This window comes from Eubacterium ramulus ATCC 29099, assembly GCF_000469345.1.
Classification (GTDB): domain Bacteria; phylum Bacillota; class Clostridia; order Lachnospirales; family Lachnospiraceae; genus Eubacterium_I; species Eubacterium_I ramulus.
This window is the reverse complement of record NZ_KI271193.1, coordinates 39,076-61,577: the sequence shown is the minus strand read 5'-3', so window position 1 is coordinate 61,577 and position 22,502 is coordinate 39,076. Positions and strand designations below refer to the sequence as shown.

The following is a 22,502-nucleotide window of genomic DNA, read 5'->3' as shown; positions in this document are numbered from 1 at the left end:
TACAACTGTATGAAAAATATGATGCTTTTTCAGGTATAAAAAACAGTTCATAATATTGGTTAAAAATATATAGAAAAATGCGGCATGTGCTTTGGGAACATGCCGCATTTTTTTGAGTATCGGAGTGACAAGATTTGAACTTGCGATCTCTCGCCCCCCAGACGAGCGCTTTACCAGACTAAGCCACACCCCGACATTATTTTCACAGTAAAAACTTTGTGAGCAAACTGTAAAGATTATTTTATCATAAAAAAGATATGCTTGCAAAGCTTTTTTTCAGAAGTTATACTTAGCGTATACATAAAGAGATGTATATATGGTATATACACGTGGTTTTAACGGAAAAAAGATGGGAAAGCAGGTAAGTCTTTTGCATTATCATAACGATACAGGTACTGGGGAGGAAATCGCATGGATGAACAGTTTTTATCTCCGCTGGAAGTGGCGGAAATTTTACAGGTAAAGAAGAATACCGTTTATGAGATGATAAAGCGTGGGGATCTGAAAGCTACGAAAATGGGAAAACAGTTCCGGATCGCACGGAAGGATGTCTATGAATATATGGGAGTGATGCCGGAAACGGAGTCTCCGGAGAATATCGTAATCTGCGGACAGGATCAGCTGTTAGATGTGCTCTGTGCTCTGTATAACAGCCAAAGTGACGGACATACGCAGGTGTACCGTTCTCCGATGGGAAGTTACAGCGGTCTGTACCGGATGTATCAGAATGAAAATTATGTGGCTACCTGCCATATGTGGGACGGGGCGACAGATACCTATAATCTGCCGTATATAGAGCGGATGCTGCCGGGAGAACAGGTGGCAGTGTTTCATTTGTTGAAACGCTGGCAGGGATTTTATGTAAAGGAAGGAAATCCGAAAAATATTCAGAAATTTGAGGATCTGCTCAGAGAGGATGTGCGGATGATCAACCGGGAAAAGGGAAGTGGGATCCGTATCTTTATTGATGAAATGTGCAAAAAGCTGGATATTGATCCGGATCGTATTCACGGATATGAAGATATTGCATCTTCTCATCTGATCGCAGCGACCAATGTGCTGCGGGGAACGGCAGCTGTGGCGATCGGAAACGAAAAATCAGCCCGGCAGATGGAAGGCATCCAATTTCTTCCATTGAAGCAGGAGAGTTATGATATCGTATTTCGGAAAAAGGATTTGAAACGAAAAGAATTTCAAAAACTCCTGAATATCATCGGATCAGGGGAATTTCAGAAAGAAGCAGAAATGATGTCTGGCTATGATATCAGTGATATGGGAAAACAGCTCTACTAGATAGGGCTGTTTTTTATTTGATAGAAAATTACGTTCTTGTGAAAATACAATGGTATACCGAATAAATACCAACAACATACTTGACAAACAAAATGAATTATAGTATAACAAAAACATATAAAACATGACAAAACATGACAAAAATGAAAAGAAACAGGAGAAAAGTGAAATGAAAAAGAAAGTGCTAAGCTTAATGCTGGCAGGTGCTATGGTTCTTTCCATGACAGCATGCGGTAGTCAGAACACAGATCAGGGAGCAGCAAATGACACATCTGCGAAAGCAGAGCAGAGCGACAGCTCCGAGGCAGCTAAGGAGAATTCTGATTCAGAGGAGCTTGAAAGCACACAGATTACGGTATTTGCAGCAGCAAGTCTGGAGAATGCTTTAAACGAAGTGATTAAAAAATACAATGAGACTCAGCCGAACGTAACAATCATACCGAGTTATGACAGTTCAGGAACATTGCTTGCACAGATTGAGGAAGGTGCAGCTTGTGATGTATTCTTCTCAGCGGCTCAGAAGCAGATGGATACGTTACAGAACGATGATCAGCTGGTAGTGGACGGAACCCGTCATAACGTGGTAAACAACCAGGTTGTAGTAATCACATACAAAGGAAGCGGCACAGCAGTTACAGGTCTTAAGAACCTGAAAGATGCGAAGAGCATTGCAATGGCAGACGGAAGTGTTCCGGTTGGTAAATACACACGTCAGGCCATGGTAAATGCCGGAATGCTGGATGCGGTAGATGATGTATCTACAATACCGACAGATGTGATCTCCCAGGCTCTGGACGGAGTTGAAATCAACGAGTGCGGTAACGTAAGTGCTGTTAAGACTCAGGTGGCAGAAGGATCTAACGAAGTAGGTACAGTATATTATTCTGATACATACGGACTGGAAGATAAGCTGGACATCCTTCAGGTCATCAGCTATGATCTGACAGGTAATGTTATTTATCCGATCGCTCAGGTTAAGAATGACGAGGCTGATGAGTTAGAACAGAAAGCAGCCCTGGATTTTGTAAACTTCGTAAAATCTGATGCGGCAAAAGCTATTTTTGACAGCTACTATTTTGATACAAACGTAGAAGACTAAGCCGATAAACTATGATACTTCCTGGAAATGATATTGATTACCATCAGTATTTTTTCGGTATAATTTCAAAATTCATAGAAGTTCAGATGAAAAGCTCCCACTGACAGGTCGCAAAGCGACTGCGTTCATGAGCAAGTAGCGAAAGCGGATTGCGAATCTCCGCTTTACTTTATATGGGGATAGAAGGAAGGACTGGGAGAATTTGTATATGGATACAATTATGGAAATTGTGAAGAATCTGGATTGGACACCGTTGTTCATTTCCTTTAAGACAGGAATTATAGCAACGGTTATTTCCTTTTTTCTGGGATTATTTGCGGCACGAAAAGTGATACATGCGGGAGAACGTGTCAAAGCTATTGCGGATGGCTTCCTGACATTGCCGATGGTGCTGCCGCCGACGGTTGCCGGATTTTTTCTGCTTTTATTATTCAGTAAGCGCCGTCCGATCGGTATGTTTTTGTTTGAGCAGTTCGGCATTAAGGTGGTACAGACCTGGCTTGGATGTATCATTGCGGCAACGGTGATCTCTTTCCCGCTGATGTACCGGAATGCGCGGGCGTCCTTTGAACAGCTGGACGCAAACCTGATCTATGCGGCCCGGACGCTTGGAATGTCTGAACTGCAGATCTTCTGGAAGATTGCAGTGCCGAATGCGGGTCCCGGTATCATCGCAGGAACAATACTGACCTTTGCGCGGGCTCTTGGAGAGTATGGTGCGACTTCTATGCTGGCAGGTAATATCCCCGGTAAGACATCGACGATTTCGCAGAAAATCGCCATGGTTATTCAGGATGGTGATTATCTGACAGCAGGTGTGTGGGTTATCATCATTCTTGCAATTGCTTTCTGCATCATCGTGGCAATGAACCTGGTGGCAGGTAAAAACATGAAGAATACGCAGAGCTGGTAGGGTACTCACGTGAGTTCGACTTAAACATAGAAGAAAAGCGGATTGCGAATGTCCGCTTTACTCAATATGTGTCTGGGAAAAGGAATATTATGGCAATAGAAGTAGCAATCAAAAAGAAAATCGGCAATTTTTGTCTGGATGTTGCGTTTTCGGCAGGCGAGGAAATGTTTGCTCTGCTTGGTGCTTCCGGATGTGGCAAAAGTATGACATTGAAATGCATTGCCGGAATTGAGACCCCGGATGAGGGGAAAATTATATTAAATGGTCGCACATTATTCGATTCTGAGAAAAAAATCAATTTGATTCCGCAGAAAAGAAAGGTTGGATATATGTTTCAGGATTATGCCCTGTTTCCTAATATGACCGTTGAGAAAAATATCATGGTGGGCATGGGAAGAAAACCGCAAAAGGAAATCGTGCAGGATTATATCCGCCGTTTCCGTTTGGAAGGACTGGAGCATCATCTTCCGCGGCAACTTTCCGGGGGCCAGAAACAGCGTGTGGCGCTGGCCCGTATGATGGCATCACAACCGGAGATTCTGCTGTTGGATGAACCATTGTCGGCATTGGACAGTTTTCTGAAATGGCAGGTGGAAGAGGAACTGCAGGATCTGCTTTCTGAGATTGGGAAAACTGTACTTTTTGTGTCACACAGCCGTGATGAGGTGTATCATCTCTGTGATCGCATCTGCGTGCTGGATAAGGGACATATTGAGACTGTGCAGGAGAAGAAAGAGTTTTTTGCAAATCCGGTGACCAGGGCAGCTGCCCGTATTTCCGGCTGCCGCAATATCGTACCGGCAAAACGGCTGTCAGAGCATCAATTGGATGTTCCGGACTGGGGAATCTGCTTTAAACTGGAAAAAGAAATTCCGGAAAATACGACATTTGTGGGCGTGCGCGCACATTATATCGACGTGTCTACGGATCTGGCAGAAGCAAAGAACAGTTCTGTCATGCAGACCGATCGTCTGCTGGAACAGCAGTTTGAGTCAGAACTGGTACTGAAATACAGCACAGAGACGATGTCATTGCGAATCCTGATGGATAAAGAAAAGGCAGAACAGTTTGCACAGCATGAACAATTACGCATTACAATACCGGAACATGCGTTGCTGCTGTTACATGCATAAAAAACTTCATTTGGCTTTATATCCTTAAAAAGTCTTTACAAGCAACACTTTAGTGTGATACAGTGTATAAAACTGTAAAAGGAAGTAAAAAGTGATGATGAAAGCATGGGAAAAGAATATTCGCAAAGTCGTTCCGTATGTTCCTGGCGAACAGCCAAATAAGGAGCGTATGATTAAATTAAATACAAATGAAAATCCATATCCACCGGCTCCCGGCGTGGCAGAAGCTTTAAAAAATCTGGATCCTGACCGTCTGAGACTGTATCCGGATCCGGCCTGTACCCGCCTGGTGGATGCGATTGCAAAGCAGAAAGGTTTAAAACCGGAGCAGATATTTGTCGGTGTTGGTTCCGATGATGTTCTCGCCATGTGTTTTATGACCTTTTTTAATAGTGAAAAACCAATCCTGTTTCCGGATATTACCTATTCTTTTTACGATGTTTGGGCGGAGGAATTTCGTATTCCGTATGAGACACAGCCGCTGGATGATGATTTCAATATCCGAAAAGAGGATTATTATAAAGAAAACGGTGGTGTGATTTTTCCAAATCCGAACGCACCGACCGGGGTGGAAGCATCCCAGGAGATGATTGAGGATATTTTGCAGCACAATCAGGATGTTATTGTGATCATTGATGAGGCATATGTGGATTTTGGGGCCAGGACAGCCCAGCCGTTACTTGAAAAATATGATAATCTGATCGTAGTGCAGACATTTTCAAAATCACGTTCCATGGCGGGAATGCGCATTGGATATGCCATGGCATCACCGGAACTGATCAAATATCTGAATGATGTAAAATATTCCTTTAATTCCTATACAATGGATCAGACGGCATTGGATCTCGGTGTGGCATCCATCGAAGATCAGGCATATTTTGAGGAAACTTTACATAAGATCATTCAGACAAGGGAACGTGTAAAACTCCGGTTGACAGAACTTGGATTTACGTTCCGTGATTCCAGAAGCAATTTTATTTTTGCATCTCACAAAAGCTGTCCGGCAGAGGAATTATTTGAAAAATTAAAAGAAAAAGATATTTATGTCCGCTATTTTAATAAACCGCGTATTCATAATTATCTGCGTATCACAATCGGAACAGATGCTGAGATGGACGAGTTCCTGTCGGAAGTAGAGAATTATCTGAAGGAATCCGGCAGATTATAAGTGCATTGTGCATAGGATGCAAACATGGGAATCTCAACTCTGACTGAGAGAAAAAATGATTTTAGGAGGATTATATGGAAAGTCTGGTAACCTGGTTTACAAGTACCTTAGGTGCACATATTTCAAGGGAAGCAATTGTGTTTATTATTTCACTGTTTCCGATTCTGGAACTGAGAGGAGGTATTCTGGCATCATCGTTACTTGATGTTACGATGTGGAAAGGAATCCTGATCAGCGCGGTAGGAAATATTCTTCCGATTCCGTTTATTTTATTTTTTATCAAAAAAATATTTACAGCAATGAAGAAAACAAAGTTGTTGCGGCCACTGGTTGAGAAGATGGAAAACAAAGCAATGAAAAAGCGTGACCAGATTGAAAAATATGAATTCTGGGGACTGGTTTTATTTGTTGGCATTCCGCTTCCGGGAACCGGTGCATGGACCGGCGCACTGGTGGCATCGCTGATCGATATGGATATCAAGAAAGCTTTCAAGGCGATTTTGCTTGGAATCTGTCTTGCAGCCGTGATCATGACACTGATTTCTTATGGTGTACTTGGACATATCATCAGATAATGAAATATGTTCAAGTCGAACGCACGTGAGACTTGGTGCGTGAATCTGGTCAGCGAAAGCTGACATATTCTTCTCAGAATCACTGCACATCCTCGCGGAGCGTTTATCTCAGTCGGAGATTGTACTCCCACTGAGAAAGACTTGTTATTACTCACCACTTGCAGAAGTGGGAGTCTCAACTCAGACTGAGATGAAGAAGCAGAGTGTTTTGCCTGCCCGATAACGACAGACATAATAATATAGCGTAAGAGGGGGACTTTACGATGGAAACAATGGAAGCAAGAATGGTAAAACTGTATGCAAGAAACAACAATCACGTAGCGTTGCATGCCATTCCGGGACATTTTGCTACAAGCCACTCACATATCAACTTTTATATTGATATGACGAGCCTGAAAACCCGTGCCAATGAGGCACAGGAAGTTGCAAAAAGTCTGGCAGGAGATTATGTGAACTCTACTGTGGTGGATACGATCGTCTGCATGGACGGCACGGAAGTGGTTGGTGCTTATCTGGCACAGGAGTTTGAAAAACGCGGTTTTCGCAACACTAACCTGCATGATACGATTTATGTGGTCACACCGGAGTATAATGCGAACAATCAGCTGATTTTCCGTGACAATACGATTCCTGCCATCAAAGGAAAAAATGTGATTTTGCTGCTGGCAACTACAACGACGGGACTGACTGTGCGGCGCAGTCTGGAGTGCGTGCAGTATTATGGCGGAACTGTTCATGGCATTTCTTCCATCTTCAGTACCGTGAAGAAAGTTGGCGGCATGGAAGTGCATTCTGTATTCAATGCGGATGATGTGCCGGGCTATCAGGCGTTTGGCCGAGATGAATGTCCGTATTGCAAAAAAGGATTTGCGATTGAAGCTATGGTAAACGGATTTGGGTATTCGCAATTATAAAAAACTTGACAAGGCAAAAAATGTTGTTTATCATGTTTAATGACTTTGAAAATTTTATAGTTATAAAAGGTAATGACAAAGAGGAGTACGCAAAAGATGCGGTGACAGGGAAGAGGGTCCATGGACTGAAAGACCGTCTGACAGGCAGTTTGCGGAAGGTAGCTTTGGAACCGGATATCTGAAGCCAATGCAGCATATGTATAGGACAAAAGCAGCAATCGTTGTGAATTTACGTTTTGTTGCTCTGAGAGAACAGATGATATGTTTGTTGTATGGTGGGTAGGAGATCCCGGGTGATTCCCGTTAATCAATCATAGAGATTCCATTGATTTCCAGAAAAGAAAGAGAGGTACAAGCTGTTTTTGTACAGGGAGTTGATGGGATAAAATGAAGGTGGTACCGCGTAGATTCGCCCTTCACATGCGATTATGTATGTGAGGGGTTTTTTGTTTTACAGGAAATTCGGTTGAAATCCTTATAAAACAAAGCACTTGAAAGGAGATAAAATGAAAGAATTAGCAAAGACCTATGATCCAAAAGGGATTGAAGACCGTCTTTACCAGAAATGGGAAGACAATAAATATTTTCATGCAGAAGTAGACAGAAGTAAAAAACCATTTACGATTGTTATGCCGCCGCCAAATATCACCGGCCAGCTTCACATGGGACATGCGTTGGACAACACCATGCAGGATATTCTGATCCGCTATAAGAGAATGCAGGGATATTCTGCATTATGGCAGCCGGGTACTGACCACGCAGCCATTGCGACAGAAGTTAAAGTTATTAACAGCCTGAAAGAAAAAGGAATCAATAAAGCAGACTTAACCCGTGACGAGTTTCTGAAATATGCATGGGACTGGAAAGAAGAATACGGTGGACGTATCGTAAAACAGTTAAAGAAAATGGGATCTTCCGCTGACTGGGAGAGAGAGCGTTTTACCATGGATGAGGGATGTTCTGAGGCAGTCAAAGAAGTATTTATCCGCCTGTTTGACAAAGGATATATTTACAAAGGATCCCGTATCATCAACTGGTGTCCGGTCTGCAAGACTTCTATTTCTGATGCAGAGGTAGAGCACGTAGAGCAGACAGGTCATTTCTGGCACATCAAATATCCGATCATCGGTGAGGAAGGCAGATTTGTAGAAATCGCAACCACCCGTCCGGAAACCATGCTGGGTGATACAGCCGTGGCTGTAAATCCGGATGATGAGCGCTACACAGATATTATCGGCAAGAAGTTACTGCTTCCTATTGTAAACCGTGAAATCCCGGTGATCGCGGATCCATATGTAGACAAAGAGTTTGGAACCGGCTGTGTAAAAATCACACCGGCACATGACCCGAACGATTTCGAGGTTGGAAAACGCCACAATCTGGCAGAAATCAACATTTTAAACGATGATGCAACGATTAATGCAAATGGTGGCATTTACGAAGGTATGGATCGTTATGAAGCAAGAAAAGCCATCGTTGCAAAATTAGATGAGCTTGGTTTACTTGTAAAAGTAGTTGAACATGTTCATAACGTAGGTACCCACGACAGATGTAAGACAACCGTAGAGCCGATGATCAAACCGCAGTGGTTTGTAAAAATGGAAGAAATGGCAAAACCGGCCATTGATGCATTACAGTCCGGCAGATTAAAATTTGTTCCGGAAAGCTTTGGAAAGACTTATATGCATTGGCTGGAAGGCATCCGCGACTGGTGTATTTCCAGACAGCTCTGGTGGGGACACAGAATCCCGGCTTATTACTGTGAAGAATGTGGTGAGATGGTTGTTTCCCGTGATATGCCGGAGAAATGCCCGAAATGCGGCTGCAGTCATTTAAAACAGGATGAGGATACACTGGATACCTGGTTCTCATCTGCCCTGTGGCCATTCTCCACACTTGGCTGGCCGAACAAGACAGAAGAACTGGATTATTTCTATCCGACCGATGTACTTGTCACCGGATATGATATCATCTTCTTCTGGGTTATCCGTATGGTATTCTCTGCTCTGGAGCAGACCGGCACAGAGCCGTTCCACACGGTACTGATCCATGGTCTGGTTCGTGATTCCCAGGGACGTAAGATGAGTAAATCCCTTGGAAACGGTATCGATCCGTTAGAGGTTATTGATAAATATGGTGCAGATGCCCTGCGTCTGACCCTGATCACCGGTAATGCGCCAGGAAACGATATGCGTTTCTACTGGGAGCGTGTAGAGTCCAGCCGTAACTTTGCAAACAAAGTATGGAATGCATCCCGATTCATTATGATGAACCTGGGTGACGAGCAGCCGACCAAACCGGAAGCAGCAGATCTGTTACCGGTTGACCGCTGGATTTTATCGAAAGTAAATACACTGGCAAAAGATGTGACAGAGAATATGGATAAATACGAGCTGGGAATTGCAGTTCAGAAAGTCTATGATTTCATCTGGGAAGAGTTCTGTGACTGGTATATTGAGATCGCAAAAGTGCGTCTGTACAAGAAAGAAGAAGATCCAAAAGCTGCCAATGCGGCACTGTGGGTTCTGAAAACAGTACTGGCTAATGCATTAAAGATGTTGCATCCATATATGCCGTTTATCACAGAGGAAATCTTCTGTACGCTTTGTCCGGAAGAAGAGACCATTATGCTGGCTCCGTGGCCGGAATACACCGAAGAGTGGAATTTTGCAAAAGAAGAGGCAGATGTGGAAACCATCAAAGTACTGGTTAAGGGTATCCGTAATATCCGTTCCGAGATGAATGTTCCACCAAGCCGCAAAGCAAAATACTTCATTGTATCTCCGGATGCAGACCTGTGTGAGCTGTTTGCTTCCCACAAAGATATTTACAGTCAGCTGATTTCTGCAAGTGAGATCGACGTACAGGCAGATAAAGCAGGAATTCCGGAGGATGCTGTATCCGTTGTTATCCCGAATGCTGTTGTATACATTCCGTTAGAGGAGCTGGTAGATATGGCAAAAGAACGGGAACGACTGGAGAAAGAGAAAGCAAAACTTGCAAAAGAGCTGGCTCGTTCCAACGGTATGCTGAATAATGAGAAATTCTTAAGCAAAGCACCTCAGGCAAAAGTGGATGAGGAGAAAGCAAAACTTGAAAAATATAAACAGATGATGGAAGACGTGGAAAATCGTCTGGCACAGTTAAAATAATATGAGTGAAAACATGAAACAAGCGGTGGAATTTTTGTATGGAATTCCAAAGTTTACCAAAAAACACAGCCTTGCACATACACAGCATTTCATGGAGCTGCTTGGCAACCCTGGTAATCGCTGCAAAGTCATTCATGTGGCAGGAAGTAATGGTAAAGGAAGCGTCTGCTGCTTCCTTTACCATATGTTGCTTTCTGAGGGAAAAACCGCAGGACTGTTCACATCTCCGCATCTGATCGATGTGCGGGAACGTTTTCAGTTAAATGGTGATTTATGCGGTGAGGATCAGTTTCTGTCTGCCTATGCCCGGGTAAAAAAGACTGCAGAGGAACTGGAACGGAAAGGTCTGGGCTATCCGACATTTTTCGAGTTTATTTTTGCCATGGGCATGGTAATTTTTGAAGAGGCCGGAGTGGAGTATATCGTACTGGAGACAGGACTTGGCGGCAGACTGGATGCCACAAACAGCGTTGCACATCCGGTGCTTTGCATCATTACGTCTATCAGCCTGGAGCATACGGAGATTCTGGGAGATACCATTGCACAGATTGCCGGGGAAAAAGCGGGAATTATCAAAACGGGTGTACCGGTTGTCTTTGATGCTAATGAATCTGAGGCAGCAGCAGTTATTGCAGACCGTGCGCGGGAATTACACAGTCCCTGCACAGCCCTTGAGAAGAAAATGTACCGGATGTTGGAATTTAAGAATAATTTTATTGATTTTTCGCTTTCGACTGCGTATGATAAGGAAACAAGATGGACGATTCCGGGAGCAGCAGATTATCAGGTGGAAAATGCGGCACTGGCGATTCTTGCCATGCGCATTCTGCAGCAGCAGTATCCGTCAGCATTTTCCGGTGATTCTTTTGAACAGCAGCTTCATTCAGGCATGAAAGCAGCGTTCTGGCCGGGAAGGATGCAGGAGATCGCACCGGAGATTTATTTTGACGGGGCGCATAACACCTCCGGCATCGGTATGTTTACCGAAGCAGTGAAGCGACTGACTGCTGCGGACAGTTATCGTCCGCTGCTACTGTTTTCCATGGTAAAAGAAAAGGATTACAGTACGTCGATCGATATGCTGACCAGCGATATTGTATGGGATGAGATGGCAGTAACAACGATTCCGAATGAGCGTGGCATATCTTTTGAAAAATTGCAGAAACTATTTGAATACAAGTTAAAAGAACAGGCGATGGAGCAGACATCGGACGATATTTCTGAGAAAACAGTGAATCCGAAAACAGGATGTCGGTCTGATGCAAAGCATCCGATCATCGGTTTTGCTGATTATCGGGAAGCACTCCGGGTAATGAAAAATAAGAAGAAGCCGGGACAGAAGTTATTCTGTACGGGTTCCCTCTATTTTATCGGTGCATTGATGGAAGCGTGGAAGGAGAACTGTGATGATTGATTTCGAGGAAGAATTAAAGAAATTTGAACCAAGTATGGAAGTGGAAGATGCAGAAGATGCAATCTACAATCGTGATCTGACAGATATGATGGATATTTTACAGGAAATGTTGAAAGAGAGCAGAAGATAGGAGGGCACAGATGAATTGTTATTATTGTGGTGCGTACCTGGATTCTATGGATACCTGTCCGAACTGTGAAGCAGATGTGAAAATCTGGAAAAAGATTGCCAGTATTTCCAACAAACTTTACAATGACGGACTGGAGCGCGCACAGGTTCGTGATCTGAGCGGAGCCGTTGAATATCTGAAAATGAGCCTCCGCTATAACAAAATGAACACCAATGCCCGTAACCTGCTGGGACTGGTTTACTTTGAGATGGGTGAATCCGTGAAAGCACTGAGCGAGTGGGTTATCAGTAAAAGTCTGCAGGGAGAGGATAATCCGGCAACCGCTTATCTGGCAGATATCCAGAAAAGTTCTGCCCGTCTGGACAACCTGAACCAGACCATCAAAAAATTTAACCAGTCATTGACTTACTGCAAAGACGGCAATACGGATCTGGCACTGATCCAGCTGAAAAAAGTACTGGCATTGAATCCAAAGCTGGTGAAAGGTCATCAGCTGCTGGCACTGTTATACATGAAAGAAGAACGCTATGATCTTGCACTGCGTGCATTAAAAAATGCAGAAAAAATAGATGTCGGTGATGCGAATACCATGCGTTACAAAAAGGAATGCCATGAACATCTGAAAGCCAATGGAAAAGTTAAAACAAAGGAAAAAGATACGGTAAGTTATCAGAGCGGCAATGATCTGATCATCCGTCCGGCGAAGTTTACCGATAATACCGCTGTTCTGACAGTGGTCAATCTGCTGGTGGGTGCCGCCATCGGAATCGCAGTAGTGTGTTTTCTGATCGTACCCGGTATCCGGAAAAATGCCAATACAAACGCGGCATCCCAGCTGGTCAAAGCAAATGAAACCATTGCAACCAGAGAGCAGAGCATAAAGAGCCTTGAGGACGAAATTTCCAGCCTGCAGCAGACCGTAGCGGACGCACAGACAGAGACAAGTTCTGCCGGGGAGAAAAACACATCTTATGAAGCTCTGCTGAACGCCTACGTGGCTTATGCGGCAAAAGAAAATGTAAAAGCCGGCGAGAGCCTTGCAAACGTCAACCGTGATCTGCTCAGTGAAAATGCACAGCAGATTTATGATAACATGCTGACAGATGTAAAAAGTGCCATGTTGGAAGCGGATATGAATGAAGCACTGGATCTGTATGAAAAGAACAATTACAGTGAAGCTATTACAAAATTTGAATCCATCGTACAGACTGACGAAGGTTATCAGGAAGGAAAAGCGGCCTACTATCTGGCCTTTGCCTATAACTATCAGAAAGATGAGAGCAATGCATTGAAATGGTTCCAGATCGCAAAAAATCACACAAATTCCTCCAGCGTGCGCAATACCTGTAAGGAAATGATCGATGATATGCAATCCCGCGGTATTACCGTACCGGATGCAAGCGGCAGTACCGGTACACAGGCAGGCGGAACTCCCGACGGATCTGCGGCAGATAATACAACTGCGGACAACTCGGATAACAATACTGATAACGAGTAATGAATTATGCCGCAGGCATTTTTAGAAAGTAGAAGACAGTATACGAAAGATAAAATAAATATGCCGAAATTCGGTATACTTATATCTTTCCGATACTGTCTTTTTTTGTATCTAAAAATATGAAGACATAAAACCCAAAAAGGAGACAAAAACATGGAGTGTGAATATCAGATCAAAGGAACCACGCTGCGCATTTTTCTGCCGCAGGAGCTGGATCATCACGTATCTGCCAGACTGCGGGAAGAAGCAGATCTTATGGTGGAGACACATTTTATCAGAACGATTATATTTGACTTTTCCGGCACTGACTGGATGGACAGTTCCGGTATCGGTGTCATTCTTGGGCGGTATAAAAACATGAAACTGTCCGGTGGCCATGTATATGCCGTACATTTAAATGAGCGGATGAAAAAAATATTTGCGATGTCCGGCATGGAACACTTGATGGAGGAGGAATAAAGCGCATGATACAGGAAAAAGAAAAACAGTCACAGGCAGAAACGCAGGAACAGGGAGAAAACTGGATGCAGATTGCGTTTGCAGCACAATCAGAAAATGAAGGATTTGCCCGCACGGCAGTGGCGGCATTTGTCAGCTGTCTGGATCCGACCATCGATGAACTGGCGGATATCAAAACCGCTGTGTCTGAGGCAGTGACGAATTGTATTATTCATGGTTACAATCTGAAAGGCGGCACGATCTGGCTGGAGGCAAGCCTGTCAGGACGGACGTTGTATGTGGCGGTTACGGACGAGGGACGCGGAATCAGAGACATCAAACAGGCGCTGGAACCATTGTTTACGACACGACCGGATCTGGAACGTTCCGGCATGGGATTTTCTTTTATGGAAGCCTTTATGGATGTTGTGGAAGTGGAATCTTCTCCGGGAAAAGGGACACGGGTTGTCATGAAAAAGGAGATCAGATAGTTACATATGGATCAGGTGTTGGAAACAATTAAACGGGCACACCAGGGAGATAAAGCAGCCAGAGACAGGCTGGTACAGGAAAATATGCCACTGGTATGGAGCATTGTGCGTCGGTTTTCCAACCGGGGGTATGAGCCGGAGGATCTGTTTCAGATTGGAAGCATCGGCTTACTGAAAGCCATTGACCGGTTCGATACTGCATATGAAGTGAAGTTTTCCACTTATGCCGTACCACTCATCATCGGTGAGATCCGCCGTTATCTGCGGGATGATGGCATGTTGAAAGTCAGCCGTTCTCTGAAGGAGACTGCGTGGAAAGTTCGAAAGGCAGAAGCAGACTGGCAGAATACGGTGGGGCGGGAGCCAACACTGGAAGAACTCTCAGAAAAGACAGGCATCCGGAAGGAAGAAATTGTGCAGTCGTTGGCAGCAAATACAGAAGTGGACTCTCTGCACCGGTCGATTCCGGGCAATCAGGGGAAAGAAATCACATTGGGAGAACAGATCTGTGACCGGCATAACGAGATTGAAGAACGTACCGACCATCTGTTTCTGGAACAGCTGCTGGATACACTGGAAGCGAAAGAGCAACAGCTGATCTATCTGCGTTATGTGGAGGAAAAAACGCAGTCCGAGGTGGCAAAAATCATGGGTACCACGCAGGTACAGATTTCCAGAAGGGAGAAAAAACTGCTTGCGAAATTGCGCGAGAGAGCATAATATTTTGTTACAGTATGCAGCTGATGATAAAAAATATTCAATAAAAGTTCTTGCATAACAAATGTGGATGTAATAGAATATACGTTAGCCTGTGCTAATTCGAACACAGAATAAGCATCTCTCCGCATCAAGTGCATAGAGTACTAAGCGGTGGGTAAGGAGAATATAAAAGATCTGAAAGTACGGAGGATAATCACAGATGAAGAAAAAAATCTGGATGATGCTGCTGTGCGGTGCACTGGTCTGTTTCCCGCTGGGAGGCTGCGGTATAAACCGGGCCGATGCGGACACAGGATCGGTACAGAGTGAAGCGGCGTCAGATCATAAAACAACAAAAAACAGCAATGCGGAGTACACCAGTGAAGTATTTGCCATGGATACTTATATGACATTGACTGCTTACGGTGAGAATGCAAAAGAGGCGGTGGAAGCCGGGATAGCGGAGATCCAGAGACTGGATGCACTGCTGTCTACTGGAGATGCGAACAGTGAAGTGGCGCAGATCAATCAAAATGGGGGCGGTACACTGTCTGAGGATACGGACTATCTGGTAAAACGTGCCCTCGCTATTTATCAGAGTACACAGGGTGCTTTTGATATCAGTATTTATCCGGTGATGCAGCTCTGGGGATTTACTACCGGTGATTTTGCCGTTCCTTCGAAGGAAGATCTGGCTGCAAAACTTGCACTGGTGAATGCCGGCAGGATCAGTCTGACGGAGGACAACGGTGTATCATCCATTACCCTTCCGGAAGGGATGGAAATTGACCTGGGTGGAATCGCCAAAGGCTACACATCCGGAAGAGTTATGGAAGTCATGAAACGTTATGGTATTGAGAGTGCCGTGATCAATCTGGGGGGCAATGCGCATGTGCTGGGTTCCAAGCCAGATGGTTCTGCATGGAAAGTCGGTATTCAGGATCCGAATGATACGAACGGTTATCTGGGAGGCGTCAGTGTCAGAGATAAAGCTATCATCACTTCCGGTGGTTATGAGCGCTATTTTGTAGATGAAGCAACCGGTGTGAAATATCATCATATCATCGATCCGAAGACCGGATATTCAGCCAATAACGGATTGATTTCAGTCACCATTGTCAGTGCTGACAGTACATTGGCGGATGGACTGTCCACGTCTCTGTTTGTACTGGGCACGGAGGATGCCATTGCATACTGCGAGGAACATTGTGCAGAAGACGGATTTGACGCAATTATGGAGGATGAGGACGGAAAACTGTATATTACCGATGGCATCATGGATGATTTTATCAATATGAACAATACGGCAAATATTCAGGAAATCAAGACAAAGTAGACATAGGGCGGTAAGGAAGTATGAAAAAACAAAAGATATCTGCAAAAACAGTGGCACTTCTGGCGATGATGATTGCGCTGGCACTGGTGTTCAGTTATGTGGAAACACTGATTCCGATCAATTTCGGGATTCCGGGTGTGAAGCTTGGCCTGGCAAACCTGGTGATTGTGGCGGCACTTTATCTGATCGGCGGCAAAGAGGCATTTCTGGTTTCTGTTGTGCGTATTTTTTTGAGTGGATTTATGTTTGGAAATCTGGCTTCTATCATGTACAGTCTGGCAGGCGGTCTGTTGAGCCTGGCAGTGATGCTTATTCTGAAAAAAACAGATAAACTGTCCATTCTGGCAGTCAGCGTACTTGGCGGAATCTGCCACAATATCGGGCAGCTGATCGTGGCGATCCTTGTGGTGGAAAATCTGAAACTGATCTTTTATGTTCCGGTGCTGCTGATCTCCGGATTTGTTACCGGTCTGCTGATCGGCATCGTATCCAGAGTCATTCTGCCGGCAGTCAGACGGGCTTATGCAGCTGACAGCGCCCATTAGAGGGTAAAACAGCCATTCGTGGAAAAATCTGCAATATCACAAAAAGAACGAGGCGTGAAATTTTTTTTATGGATTTTCACGAAGCAAGGCTTATTTCATGCGCTCAGTTGAGAATAAAGATAAGATATTGCACATTATTTCTCAATAAGATGTTTTATTGAGAAAATGAGAAAAAAATATTTGACTTGTGAAAAAAAGTAATGCTATCATAACGTGCGTTAGAAAAGCCTAATGTATATTATGATGGCATTTTTTGTGAGAGGAAATTAAAAAATGTGTGGCAGCATATTTTTTAGAAAGGTCGGGAGAGCGATGATGAAGAAAGAAAATAAAAAGACAGAGCCAGATGTGAAAAACAATGACCGGCAGAAAGAAAAAAAATCCGTAAAGCTTGCTTCAATGGCTCCGGCATTATCTGCCATTCTGGTAGTTGCCTGCGCAGGAGCATCCGTGGCAGCGTATACACCAAAGGTATATGCCGTACAGAAAGCAGCGCCAAAAGCCACGGAGTCCGATACGGTGGAAGATACTACCGCAGAGGAGATGAATCTGGAAGGTCAGGTATTTGATCTGCCGGATGGTATTTATGAAGGAACAGGTACCGGATTTGCAGGAAAGATCACAGTAGCTGTTGAAATCAAAGATAAAAAAATCGTAGCGATTACAATTTTAAATGTAGAAGCAGATGACGCGGCATTTTTCAACCGTGCCAAAGGGGTGATTGACCGGATCATCCAGTCACAGAATCTGGATGTGGATGTAGTCTCCGGAGCGACTTACAGTTCGAGAGGTATCATCAGTGCGGTCAAAAATGCGCTGACCGGTGAAAAGGACAGCGGAAAGACCGCAGAAAATCCGGGTCAGGGACAGGGATCCACCACGCTGGCAGCATCCATGGACGCAGGTTCATACAAAGACGGTGTGTATTACGGAAGCGCCACCGGATTTGCGGGACCGATCAAGGTCAAAGTCGTGATCACAGATGGGAAAATTGCGTCTGTTGAGATTGTGGAGACTTCCGACGGAAGCAGTTATATCAGTAAAGCATCTTCCATTACCGGAAAGATCGTGGCTTCCCAGAGTACCAATGTAGACACGGTGTCCGGAGCGACCTACAGTTCCGTGGGAATTATCAATGCGGTACGAAATGCACTGGCACAGGCTGCCGTGAATCCGGGTGAGGGCGGACAGCAGGATCTGATCGTGCCTGAATTGCCGGAGCAGAAAGCAGAGGATGTCCCGGCAGTTCCGATGGTCAGCGGCAATTTCCCGTATCCGGATGGCACTTATTATGGAACAGCCGAAGGATATCTGGGTGACATTACCGTAGCGGTTGTGATCCAAAATCAGACCATTCAGTCCGTGGAGATTCTGTCCAATGAGGATGATGCGGCATATTTTGACCGTGCAAAAGTAGTGGCAAACCGTGTGGTTAATCAGCAGACAACAGGGGTAGATACCGTGTCAGGAGCGACATACAGTTCCAGAGGTATCCTCCATGCGATCCAGGCGGCACTGGATGCTGCAAAATCAGCTGCAAATCCATCCCAGCCGGTGACCCCGGATCATGGAAATGCAGGTGATAGCGGAAACAATGGCAATGATAATAATGGAAATACCAATAACGGAAACGATGGATCTGATACAGATAAAAAATCCGTATACTATGCAGATGGAACCTATCCGGTAACGGTTCTGTGTGAGCCGGATGAGGATGAGGACTTTGAACCGTATCATCTGTCCGCAAGCGTTGTGATCAAAAACGACCGGGTGGCAGAAATCAATAATGTGACCGGAGACGGAGACAGCGGAAACAATTCTTACATCAAACGTGCAGTGAACGGTACTTCCGGCATGACCGGTATGGTATCCCGTATTATCGGTATGGCAGTGACAGATATGAGTGGAGAAAATGCGGGTGCACAGGTGGATCAGAACCTGACAGAGCTGGATACCGTTTCCCGTGCGACCTGTACGTCAAAATCCATCAAAGAAGCCTGCCGTGAAGCATTGCGTCAGGCAAGGGAAAAATTCCTGGCAGAGACTGAGTCGGCCTGGAACGAAGACAGAGAGGATAGTGCAGAATGAAAAAATTTTGGATACGGATGATCAATGTATGCGTCATTGTGGCAGCATTAATCGGATATAGTAAAGTGACACTGGCTCATGAACAGACGGATGCCGCGGCCAAAGCCGAGGCAGACCGTAAAAATGCGGAAATTGCAGCAGAGGCCGGGGAGACAGGCGGTTCCTATACAGACGGAATCTATCAGGGCACAGCCACCGGTTTTGGCGGTGATATCACAGTGGAAGTGACCATTACAGATGGCAGGATCGCCTCTGTGGATATCCTGTCCGCAGAAAAAGAAGACAGTGCCTATCTGACGATGGCAACCGATATTATTTCGGAGATCCTGGATGCACAGAGCGCGGATGTGGATACCATCAGCGGTGCGACCTTCAGCTCCACCGGAATCAAAAATGCAACGGTACAGGCCCTTGCGAAAGGCGGTGCCAGATAAATGAAACAGATGGATAAAAAGACGCTGAAGAAAGTGCATGTGTGGGTGCGGGCAGTGATACAGTTACTGTATTTTCTGTTTATTCCGTCTGCCTATACAGCCACTTTTAACGGTGTAAAATACATTTTTACCCAGATGGGGGCAAAGAGCCACCTGGAGCTGACGTCCTTTGTGGTTACACTGATCGCTCTCTGCCTGTTTACGGTTGTATTCGGCAGATTTTTCTGCGGGTTTGCCTGTGCCTTCGGAAGTCTCGGGGATGCAGTGCGCGCATTTTATGTGTTTATCTGCAAGAAACGGAAAAAGAAACCGGTGACGATGAAAGCATCGGTGGTAAAATATCTGCAGGCAGTGAAATATATCGTGCTGGTGCTTCTGGTAGTAAGCTGTTATACCGGTGTGTACAGCAAGACACAGGGCATGAGCCCATGGGATGTATTTTCCATGCTGCATGCCGGTAATTTCAAACTGGGCGGCTATATCGTAGGGCTGGTACTTTTGGTGCTGATCCTGGTTGGTATGGCATTTCAGGAACGCTTTTTCTGCCGTGTGCTGTGCCCGATGGGAGCGGTATTTTCCATGCTTCCGGTACTGCCGCTGTTTACCCTGCGCAGAGACCGTTCCGAGTGTATCAGAGGCTGTCGTGCATGTACCATGAAATGCCCATCTGATATTGAACTGGCACCGGATACGGCTCCGGAACTTTCCGGGGACTGCTTCCAGTGTCAGAAGTGTATCGATACCTGTCCGAAAGGGAATATACATACCGGTATCCGCAGTCTGAAAGGAAATGAAATCTGGTTTACCGTGCTGCGGGCAGTAGTGCTGCTGGTGCTGTTCAAATTTATCGGGCTTTAAGGGGAATGAAAGTTGAGAAAAAGTTTCAGTTAAAAGAAAATGGAAAAAAAGCGGTTGACAAATGGGGTGTTGTAATGTTAAAGTAACCGTCGTTAGGAAACACTAACAAAAATGCCATCAAAATTGAACATTGAAATTCACAGGTCAGTTGCTGTCAAGTCTGAGTTTTCAGACGGAGATAAAACTGTCTGTGGACTTGGTAGAGACTTCTCCCGCATGCGGCACAGGACGCATATACAGGTGAAGTCTCTTTTTTTGTCTGACGGAAAAAACGGTTTCTGGATGTGACAGGTACAGGAATGAAAGAAGTTAGGCAATGGCTTATGGGAAAGGAGAATTACAATGAAAAAGAGACGGGAATTTCTGACAAAAATGCTTGCAGGAGCCATGGTAGTAGCTATGACAGCCGGAACTATGCCGGTGAGTGCATTTGCGGCAACAGGAGCGAATGCCGTGAAGGATGGAACATACACGAAAGAGGCCTATGTAGATGCTTCTGATCCTGTGGTAGCGGAAAATGATGAAGTTGGAGAATGGCAGAGCTATTCCATCAGCGTTGGTTTTGAAGTAAAGGACGGAAAATTTGAGTCTGTGACTGTAACACCTGGAAATGGATATGACGATGGAAACTGCTCTTATTTCAAAAAAGCTATTACAGAGGCGATTGCAGAAGCTCCGGAAGCAGACGGGGATCAGGATGAAGAGGTCAGATATGTGACCATGAATGTGCCGTATACAGATCTGTACGCTGCATATGACCTGACCGATAAAGCAGTATGGCAGGTGGAAGAAAGTCTGGATGCGGTTTCCACAGCTACAACCAATAAATTCAAAGGAACAACAGGACTGGCAAAGGGCACTTATAACAATGGCAAATTCATTATGGGTGTGACTATGGCAGTGGCAGTTCCGGAAGGCACTTATGAAACATTAAAAGCAAAAAATCTGACAGAGAATGACAATTATTACATGACAGATCTGGACAGCACACCGGCAGCATACAGCACACTGACTGTAAATACGGATGGTACATATAGTTTTAGCAAGTTGCAGGAAGCGGCCGTAACGAATAAATATCTGTCTGTTACAGATCTGGATCTTAATGGCGGATATGGTGATTATCAGATCACACTGGAAGGTGTTGGGACAAGCAATAATTTGAAAGTGGGTGAGGATGAGACCGTTCCGTATACCCTGTACGGTGCAATCCTGAATACAACGGAGGGTAAATCCTATGGTATGACCTGCTTGGAGAATACCTGGGTTGGAACAAAGACACCAAATGTTGAAATCGCATGGTCCATCAAAGAAGGTCAGGGATTGAAACGGGCACACGGAAAAGGGGATGCATTTTATCAGTTCAGTGATATGAACGGAAAGACATTAAAGAGTGTAACATTGCTCACAGACCTCGGTATTATCGAAGTGCCTTGCGGAGAGAATGGTCTGGAACTGACAAAATACTATGAGGGAGATCTCAGCAGTCTGCAGTATGGCATTGAAGATGATTCTACAGAACTGAGTATCAGCGGTGTTCCATCTGATCTGGAAAACGTAAGAATTTCCGTATCCGGCGGACTGGCAGAGAATGCAGAGATCAAAGATGGAAAGGTTGCATTGAAGACAGCACCGACAGCCGGAACGACTTATACACTGACCATCAGCAGTTCCAACTATCCGGATATCACAAGAACCATGTCCACACCGGTCATTAAAGAGCAGATCACAGAGCTTCAGAAATGGGTGGATAAAGCAAAAGCAGCAAACGGATATGACAGCAATGCTGATCTGAAAGAGCATGTCGGTGAAGCTGAGGAAATGATCGCAAATAAAACTGCTTCTTCAGCGGAGGCAGCAGAGCTGATCGAGGAGCTGATTTCAAAAGTAAAAGCTACTTATGAGAGCATATCTGCGACAGCAGCCATTAAAGGAACGGATGTATCTGTAACATTAGATGGAAAAACACTGGCAGATCTGGAGAATCCGACTTATACCATCAGCTATCGTCAGGGAAGAGGTTCTGCCGTATTTGCAGAAGGAACGCTGGAAGCACTGAATTTTACACTGGAGAAAGCACCGACCATTGGAACCGAATATACGATCACAATTGTCAGTGATAATTATCAGGACATTGTTACAAAAGCAGTGGCACAGGATGCAGAGACTCCGGTTATTATTCCGGATGGACTTGCACCGGCAGAGGATGGAAACTGGTATTACTATAAAGATGGTCAGATTGCAACCGAGATCAGCGGACTTGCGGCAAATGAATATGGCTGGTTCAAAGTAACGAACGGAAAAGTAGACTTTGACTATACAGGACT

The 22,502-nt window shown here is 44.9% G+C and carries 19 protein-coding genes, 1 tRNA gene and 1 pseudogene; 20 read left to right on the top strand and 1 reads right to left on the bottom strand.

The genetic code is table 11. The annotated features are described in order from the left end of the window. Positions 1 to 119: 119 nt before the first annotated feature. A tRNA-Pro gene (locus tag HMPREF0373_RS15775) sits at positions 120 to 193 on the bottom strand. Between the two features lie 218 nt (positions 194 to 411). Here HMPREF0373_RS15775 and HMPREF0373_RS15770 point away from each other — a divergent pair. From HMPREF0373_RS15770 to HMPREF0373_RS15680, 20 genes and pseudogenes are all read left to right on the top strand, one after another. Further along, a complete protein-coding gene (locus tag HMPREF0373_RS15770) occupies positions 412 to 1,293 on the top strand; it encodes a helix-turn-helix transcriptional regulator (protein WP_021740814.1) in 882 nt (293 codons plus the stop codon). A 169-nt stretch (positions 1,294 to 1,462) separates the two neighbouring features. Then, the gene (modA, locus tag HMPREF0373_RS15765; protein ID WP_044965044.1) at positions 1,463 to 2,392 is read left to right on the top strand and encodes a molybdate ABC transporter substrate-binding protein; all 930 of its coding nucleotides are present in this window, start codon (positions 1,463 to 1,465) and stop codon (positions 2,390 to 2,392) included. Positions 2,393 to 2,600: 208 nt separating this feature from the next. Then, positions 2,601 to 3,305, top strand: coding sequence for a molybdate ABC transporter permease subunit (gene modB, locus HMPREF0373_RS15760; RefSeq protein ID WP_021740812.1), 705 nt, complete (start codon positions 2,601 to 2,603; stop codon positions 3,303 to 3,305). 89 nt (positions 3,306 to 3,394) lie between these two features. Further along, positions 3,395 to 4,438, top strand: a complete 1,044-nt coding sequence (locus HMPREF0373_RS15755; protein ID WP_021740811.1) for a sulfate/molybdate ABC transporter ATP-binding protein — start codon at positions 3,395 to 3,397, stop codon at positions 4,436 to 4,438. A gap of 97 nt (positions 4,439 to 4,535) precedes the next feature. Then, on the top strand, positions 4,536 to 5,606 hold the full coding sequence (gene hisC / locus HMPREF0373_RS15750; RefSeq protein WP_044965041.1) for a histidinol-phosphate transaminase: 1,071 nt from the start codon (positions 4,536 to 4,538) through the stop codon (positions 5,604 to 5,606). A gap of 74 nt (positions 5,607 to 5,680) precedes the next feature. Further along, positions 5,681 to 6,181, top strand: a complete 501-nt coding sequence (locus tag HMPREF0373_RS15745) for a COG2426 family protein (RefSeq protein WP_021740809.1) — start codon at positions 5,681 to 5,683, stop codon at positions 6,179 to 6,181. Between the two features lie 263 nt (positions 6,182 to 6,444). After that, on the top strand, positions 6,445 to 7,095 hold the full coding sequence (locus tag HMPREF0373_RS15740) for a response regulator (protein WP_021740808.1): 651 nt from the start codon (positions 6,445 to 6,447) through the stop codon (positions 7,093 to 7,095). 506 nt (positions 7,096 to 7,601) lie between these two features. Further along, entirely contained in the window at positions 7,602 to 10,247 is a 2,646-nt protein-coding gene (locus HMPREF0373_RS15735; protein WP_021740806.1) for a valine--tRNA ligase, read from the top strand. A gap of 13 nt (positions 10,248 to 10,260) precedes the next feature. After that, on the top strand, positions 10,261 to 11,661 hold the full coding sequence (locus tag HMPREF0373_RS15730; RefSeq protein ID WP_167618736.1) for a bifunctional folylpolyglutamate synthase/dihydrofolate synthase: 1,401 nt from the start codon (positions 10,261 to 10,263) through the stop codon (positions 11,659 to 11,661). Next, positions 11,654 to 11,791: a hypothetical protein gene (locus HMPREF0373_RS17120; protein ID WP_021740804.1), complete on the top strand. Its 138-nt coding sequence runs from the start codon at positions 11,654 to 11,656 to the stop codon at positions 11,789 to 11,791. Before HMPREF0373_RS15730 ends, HMPREF0373_RS17120 begins: the two co-directional genes overlap by 8 nt. A 10-nt stretch (positions 11,792 to 11,801) precedes the next feature. Next, positions 11,802 to 13,289: a zinc ribbon domain-containing protein gene (locus tag HMPREF0373_RS15725; protein ID WP_049946855.1), complete on the top strand. Its 1,488-nt coding sequence runs from the start codon at positions 11,802 to 11,804 to the stop codon at positions 13,287 to 13,289. A 153-nt stretch (positions 13,290 to 13,442) separates the two neighbouring features. After that, complete coding sequence (locus HMPREF0373_RS15720; protein ID WP_021740802.1) at positions 13,443 to 13,748, top strand: STAS domain-containing protein; 306 nt, start codon at positions 13,443 to 13,445, stop codon at positions 13,746 to 13,748. A 5-nt stretch (positions 13,749 to 13,753) separates the two neighbouring features. Further along, complete coding sequence (gene spoIIAB, locus HMPREF0373_RS15715) at positions 13,754 to 14,218, top strand: anti-sigma F factor (RefSeq protein WP_021740801.1); 465 nt, start codon at positions 13,754 to 13,756, stop codon at positions 14,216 to 14,218. A gap of 6 nt (positions 14,219 to 14,224) precedes the next feature. Next, positions 14,225 to 14,938, top strand: coding sequence for a SigB/SigF/SigG family RNA polymerase sigma factor (locus HMPREF0373_RS15710; protein ID WP_021740800.1), 714 nt, complete (start codon positions 14,225 to 14,227; stop codon positions 14,936 to 14,938). Between the two features lie 199 nt (positions 14,939 to 15,137). Beyond that, positions 15,138 to 16,253, top strand: a complete 1,116-nt coding sequence (locus tag HMPREF0373_RS15705) for an FAD:protein FMN transferase (RefSeq protein WP_021740799.1) — start codon at positions 15,138 to 15,140, stop codon at positions 16,251 to 16,253. A gap of 20 nt (positions 16,254 to 16,273) precedes the next feature. Continuing rightward, the gene (locus HMPREF0373_RS15700) at positions 16,274 to 16,798 is read left to right on the top strand and encodes a Gx transporter family protein (RefSeq protein ID WP_021740798.1); all 525 of its coding nucleotides are present in this window, start codon (positions 16,274 to 16,276) and stop codon (positions 16,796 to 16,798) included. Between the two features lie 315 nt (positions 16,799 to 17,113). Beyond that, the gene (locus HMPREF0373_RS15695) at positions 17,114 to 18,886 is read left to right on the top strand and encodes an FMN-binding protein (protein ID WP_049946854.1); all 1,773 of its coding nucleotides are present in this window, start codon (positions 17,114 to 17,116) and stop codon (positions 18,884 to 18,886) included. Continuing rightward, positions 18,883 to 19,320 carry an FMN-binding protein gene (locus HMPREF0373_RS15690; RefSeq protein WP_021740796.1) on the top strand — a complete coding sequence of 146 codons (438 nt, stop codon included), beginning with the start codon at positions 18,883 to 18,885 and terminating at the stop codon, positions 19,318 to 19,320. Before HMPREF0373_RS15695 ends, HMPREF0373_RS15690 begins: the two co-directional genes overlap by 4 nt. Then, complete coding sequence (locus tag HMPREF0373_RS15685) at positions 19,321 to 20,178, top strand: 4Fe-4S binding protein (protein WP_021740795.1); 858 nt, start codon at positions 19,321 to 19,323, stop codon at positions 20,176 to 20,178. Positions 20,179 to 20,520: 342 nt separating this feature from the next. Further along, positions 20,521 to 22,502 (top strand): annotated as a pseudogene (locus HMPREF0373_RS15680) (hypothetical protein); the annotation flags it as partial.

Coding starts and splice junctions, on each gene's coding strand:
- HMPREF0373_RS15725 (WP_049946855.1), top strand. CDS start 11,802: ATGAATTGTTATTATTGTGGTGCGTACCTGGATTCTATGGATACCTGT.
- HMPREF0373_RS17120 (WP_021740804.1), top strand. CDS start 11,654: ATGATTGATTTCGAGGAAGAATTAAAGAAATTTGAACCAAGTATGGAA.
- HMPREF0373_RS15730 (WP_167618736.1), top strand. CDS start 10,261: ATGAAACAAGCGGTGGAATTTTTGTATGGAATTCCAAAGTTTACCAAA.
- hisC (WP_044965041.1), top strand. CDS start 4,536: ATGAAAGCATGGGAAAAGAATATTCGCAAAGTCGTTCCGTATGTTCCT.
- HMPREF0373_RS15700 (WP_021740798.1), top strand. CDS start 16,274: ATGAAAAAACAAAAGATATCTGCAAAAACAGTGGCACTTCTGGCGATG.
- HMPREF0373_RS15695 (WP_049946854.1), top strand. CDS start 17,114: ATGAAGAAAGAAAATAAAAAGACAGAGCCAGATGTGAAAAACAATGAC.
- HMPREF0373_RS15745 (WP_021740809.1), top strand. CDS start 5,681: ATGGAAAGTCTGGTAACCTGGTTTACAAGTACCTTAGGTGCACATATT.
- HMPREF0373_RS15720 (WP_021740802.1), top strand. CDS start 13,443: ATGGAGTGTGAATATCAGATCAAAGGAACCACGCTGCGCATTTTTCTG.
- HMPREF0373_RS15740 (WP_021740808.1), top strand. CDS start 6,445: ATGGAAACAATGGAAGCAAGAATGGTAAAACTGTATGCAAGAAACAAC.
- modA (WP_044965044.1), top strand. CDS start 1,463: ATGAAAAAGAAAGTGCTAAGCTTAATGCTGGCAGGTGCTATGGTTCTT.
- HMPREF0373_RS15685 (WP_021740795.1), top strand. CDS start 19,321: ATGAAACAGATGGATAAAAAGACGCTGAAGAAAGTGCATGTGTGGGTG.
- HMPREF0373_RS15690 (WP_021740796.1), top strand. CDS start 18,883: ATGAAAAAATTTTGGATACGGATGATCAATGTATGCGTCATTGTGGCA.
- HMPREF0373_RS15770 (WP_021740814.1), top strand. CDS start 412: ATGGATGAACAGTTTTTATCTCCGCTGGAAGTGGCGGAAATTTTACAG.
- HMPREF0373_RS15705 (WP_021740799.1), top strand. CDS start 15,138: ATGAAGAAAAAAATCTGGATGATGCTGCTGTGCGGTGCACTGGTCTGT.
- modB (WP_021740812.1), top strand. CDS start 2,601: ATGGATACAATTATGGAAATTGTGAAGAATCTGGATTGGACACCGTTG.
- HMPREF0373_RS15710 (WP_021740800.1), top strand. CDS start 14,225: ATGGATCAGGTGTTGGAAACAATTAAACGGGCACACCAGGGAGATAAA.
- HMPREF0373_RS15755 (WP_021740811.1), top strand. CDS start 3,395: ATGGCAATAGAAGTAGCAATCAAAAAGAAAATCGGCAATTTTTGTCTG.
- spoIIAB (WP_021740801.1), top strand. CDS start 13,754: ATGATACAGGAAAAAGAAAAACAGTCACAGGCAGAAACGCAGGAACAG.
- HMPREF0373_RS15735 (WP_021740806.1), top strand. CDS start 7,602: ATGAAAGAATTAGCAAAGACCTATGATCCAAAAGGGATTGAAGACCGT.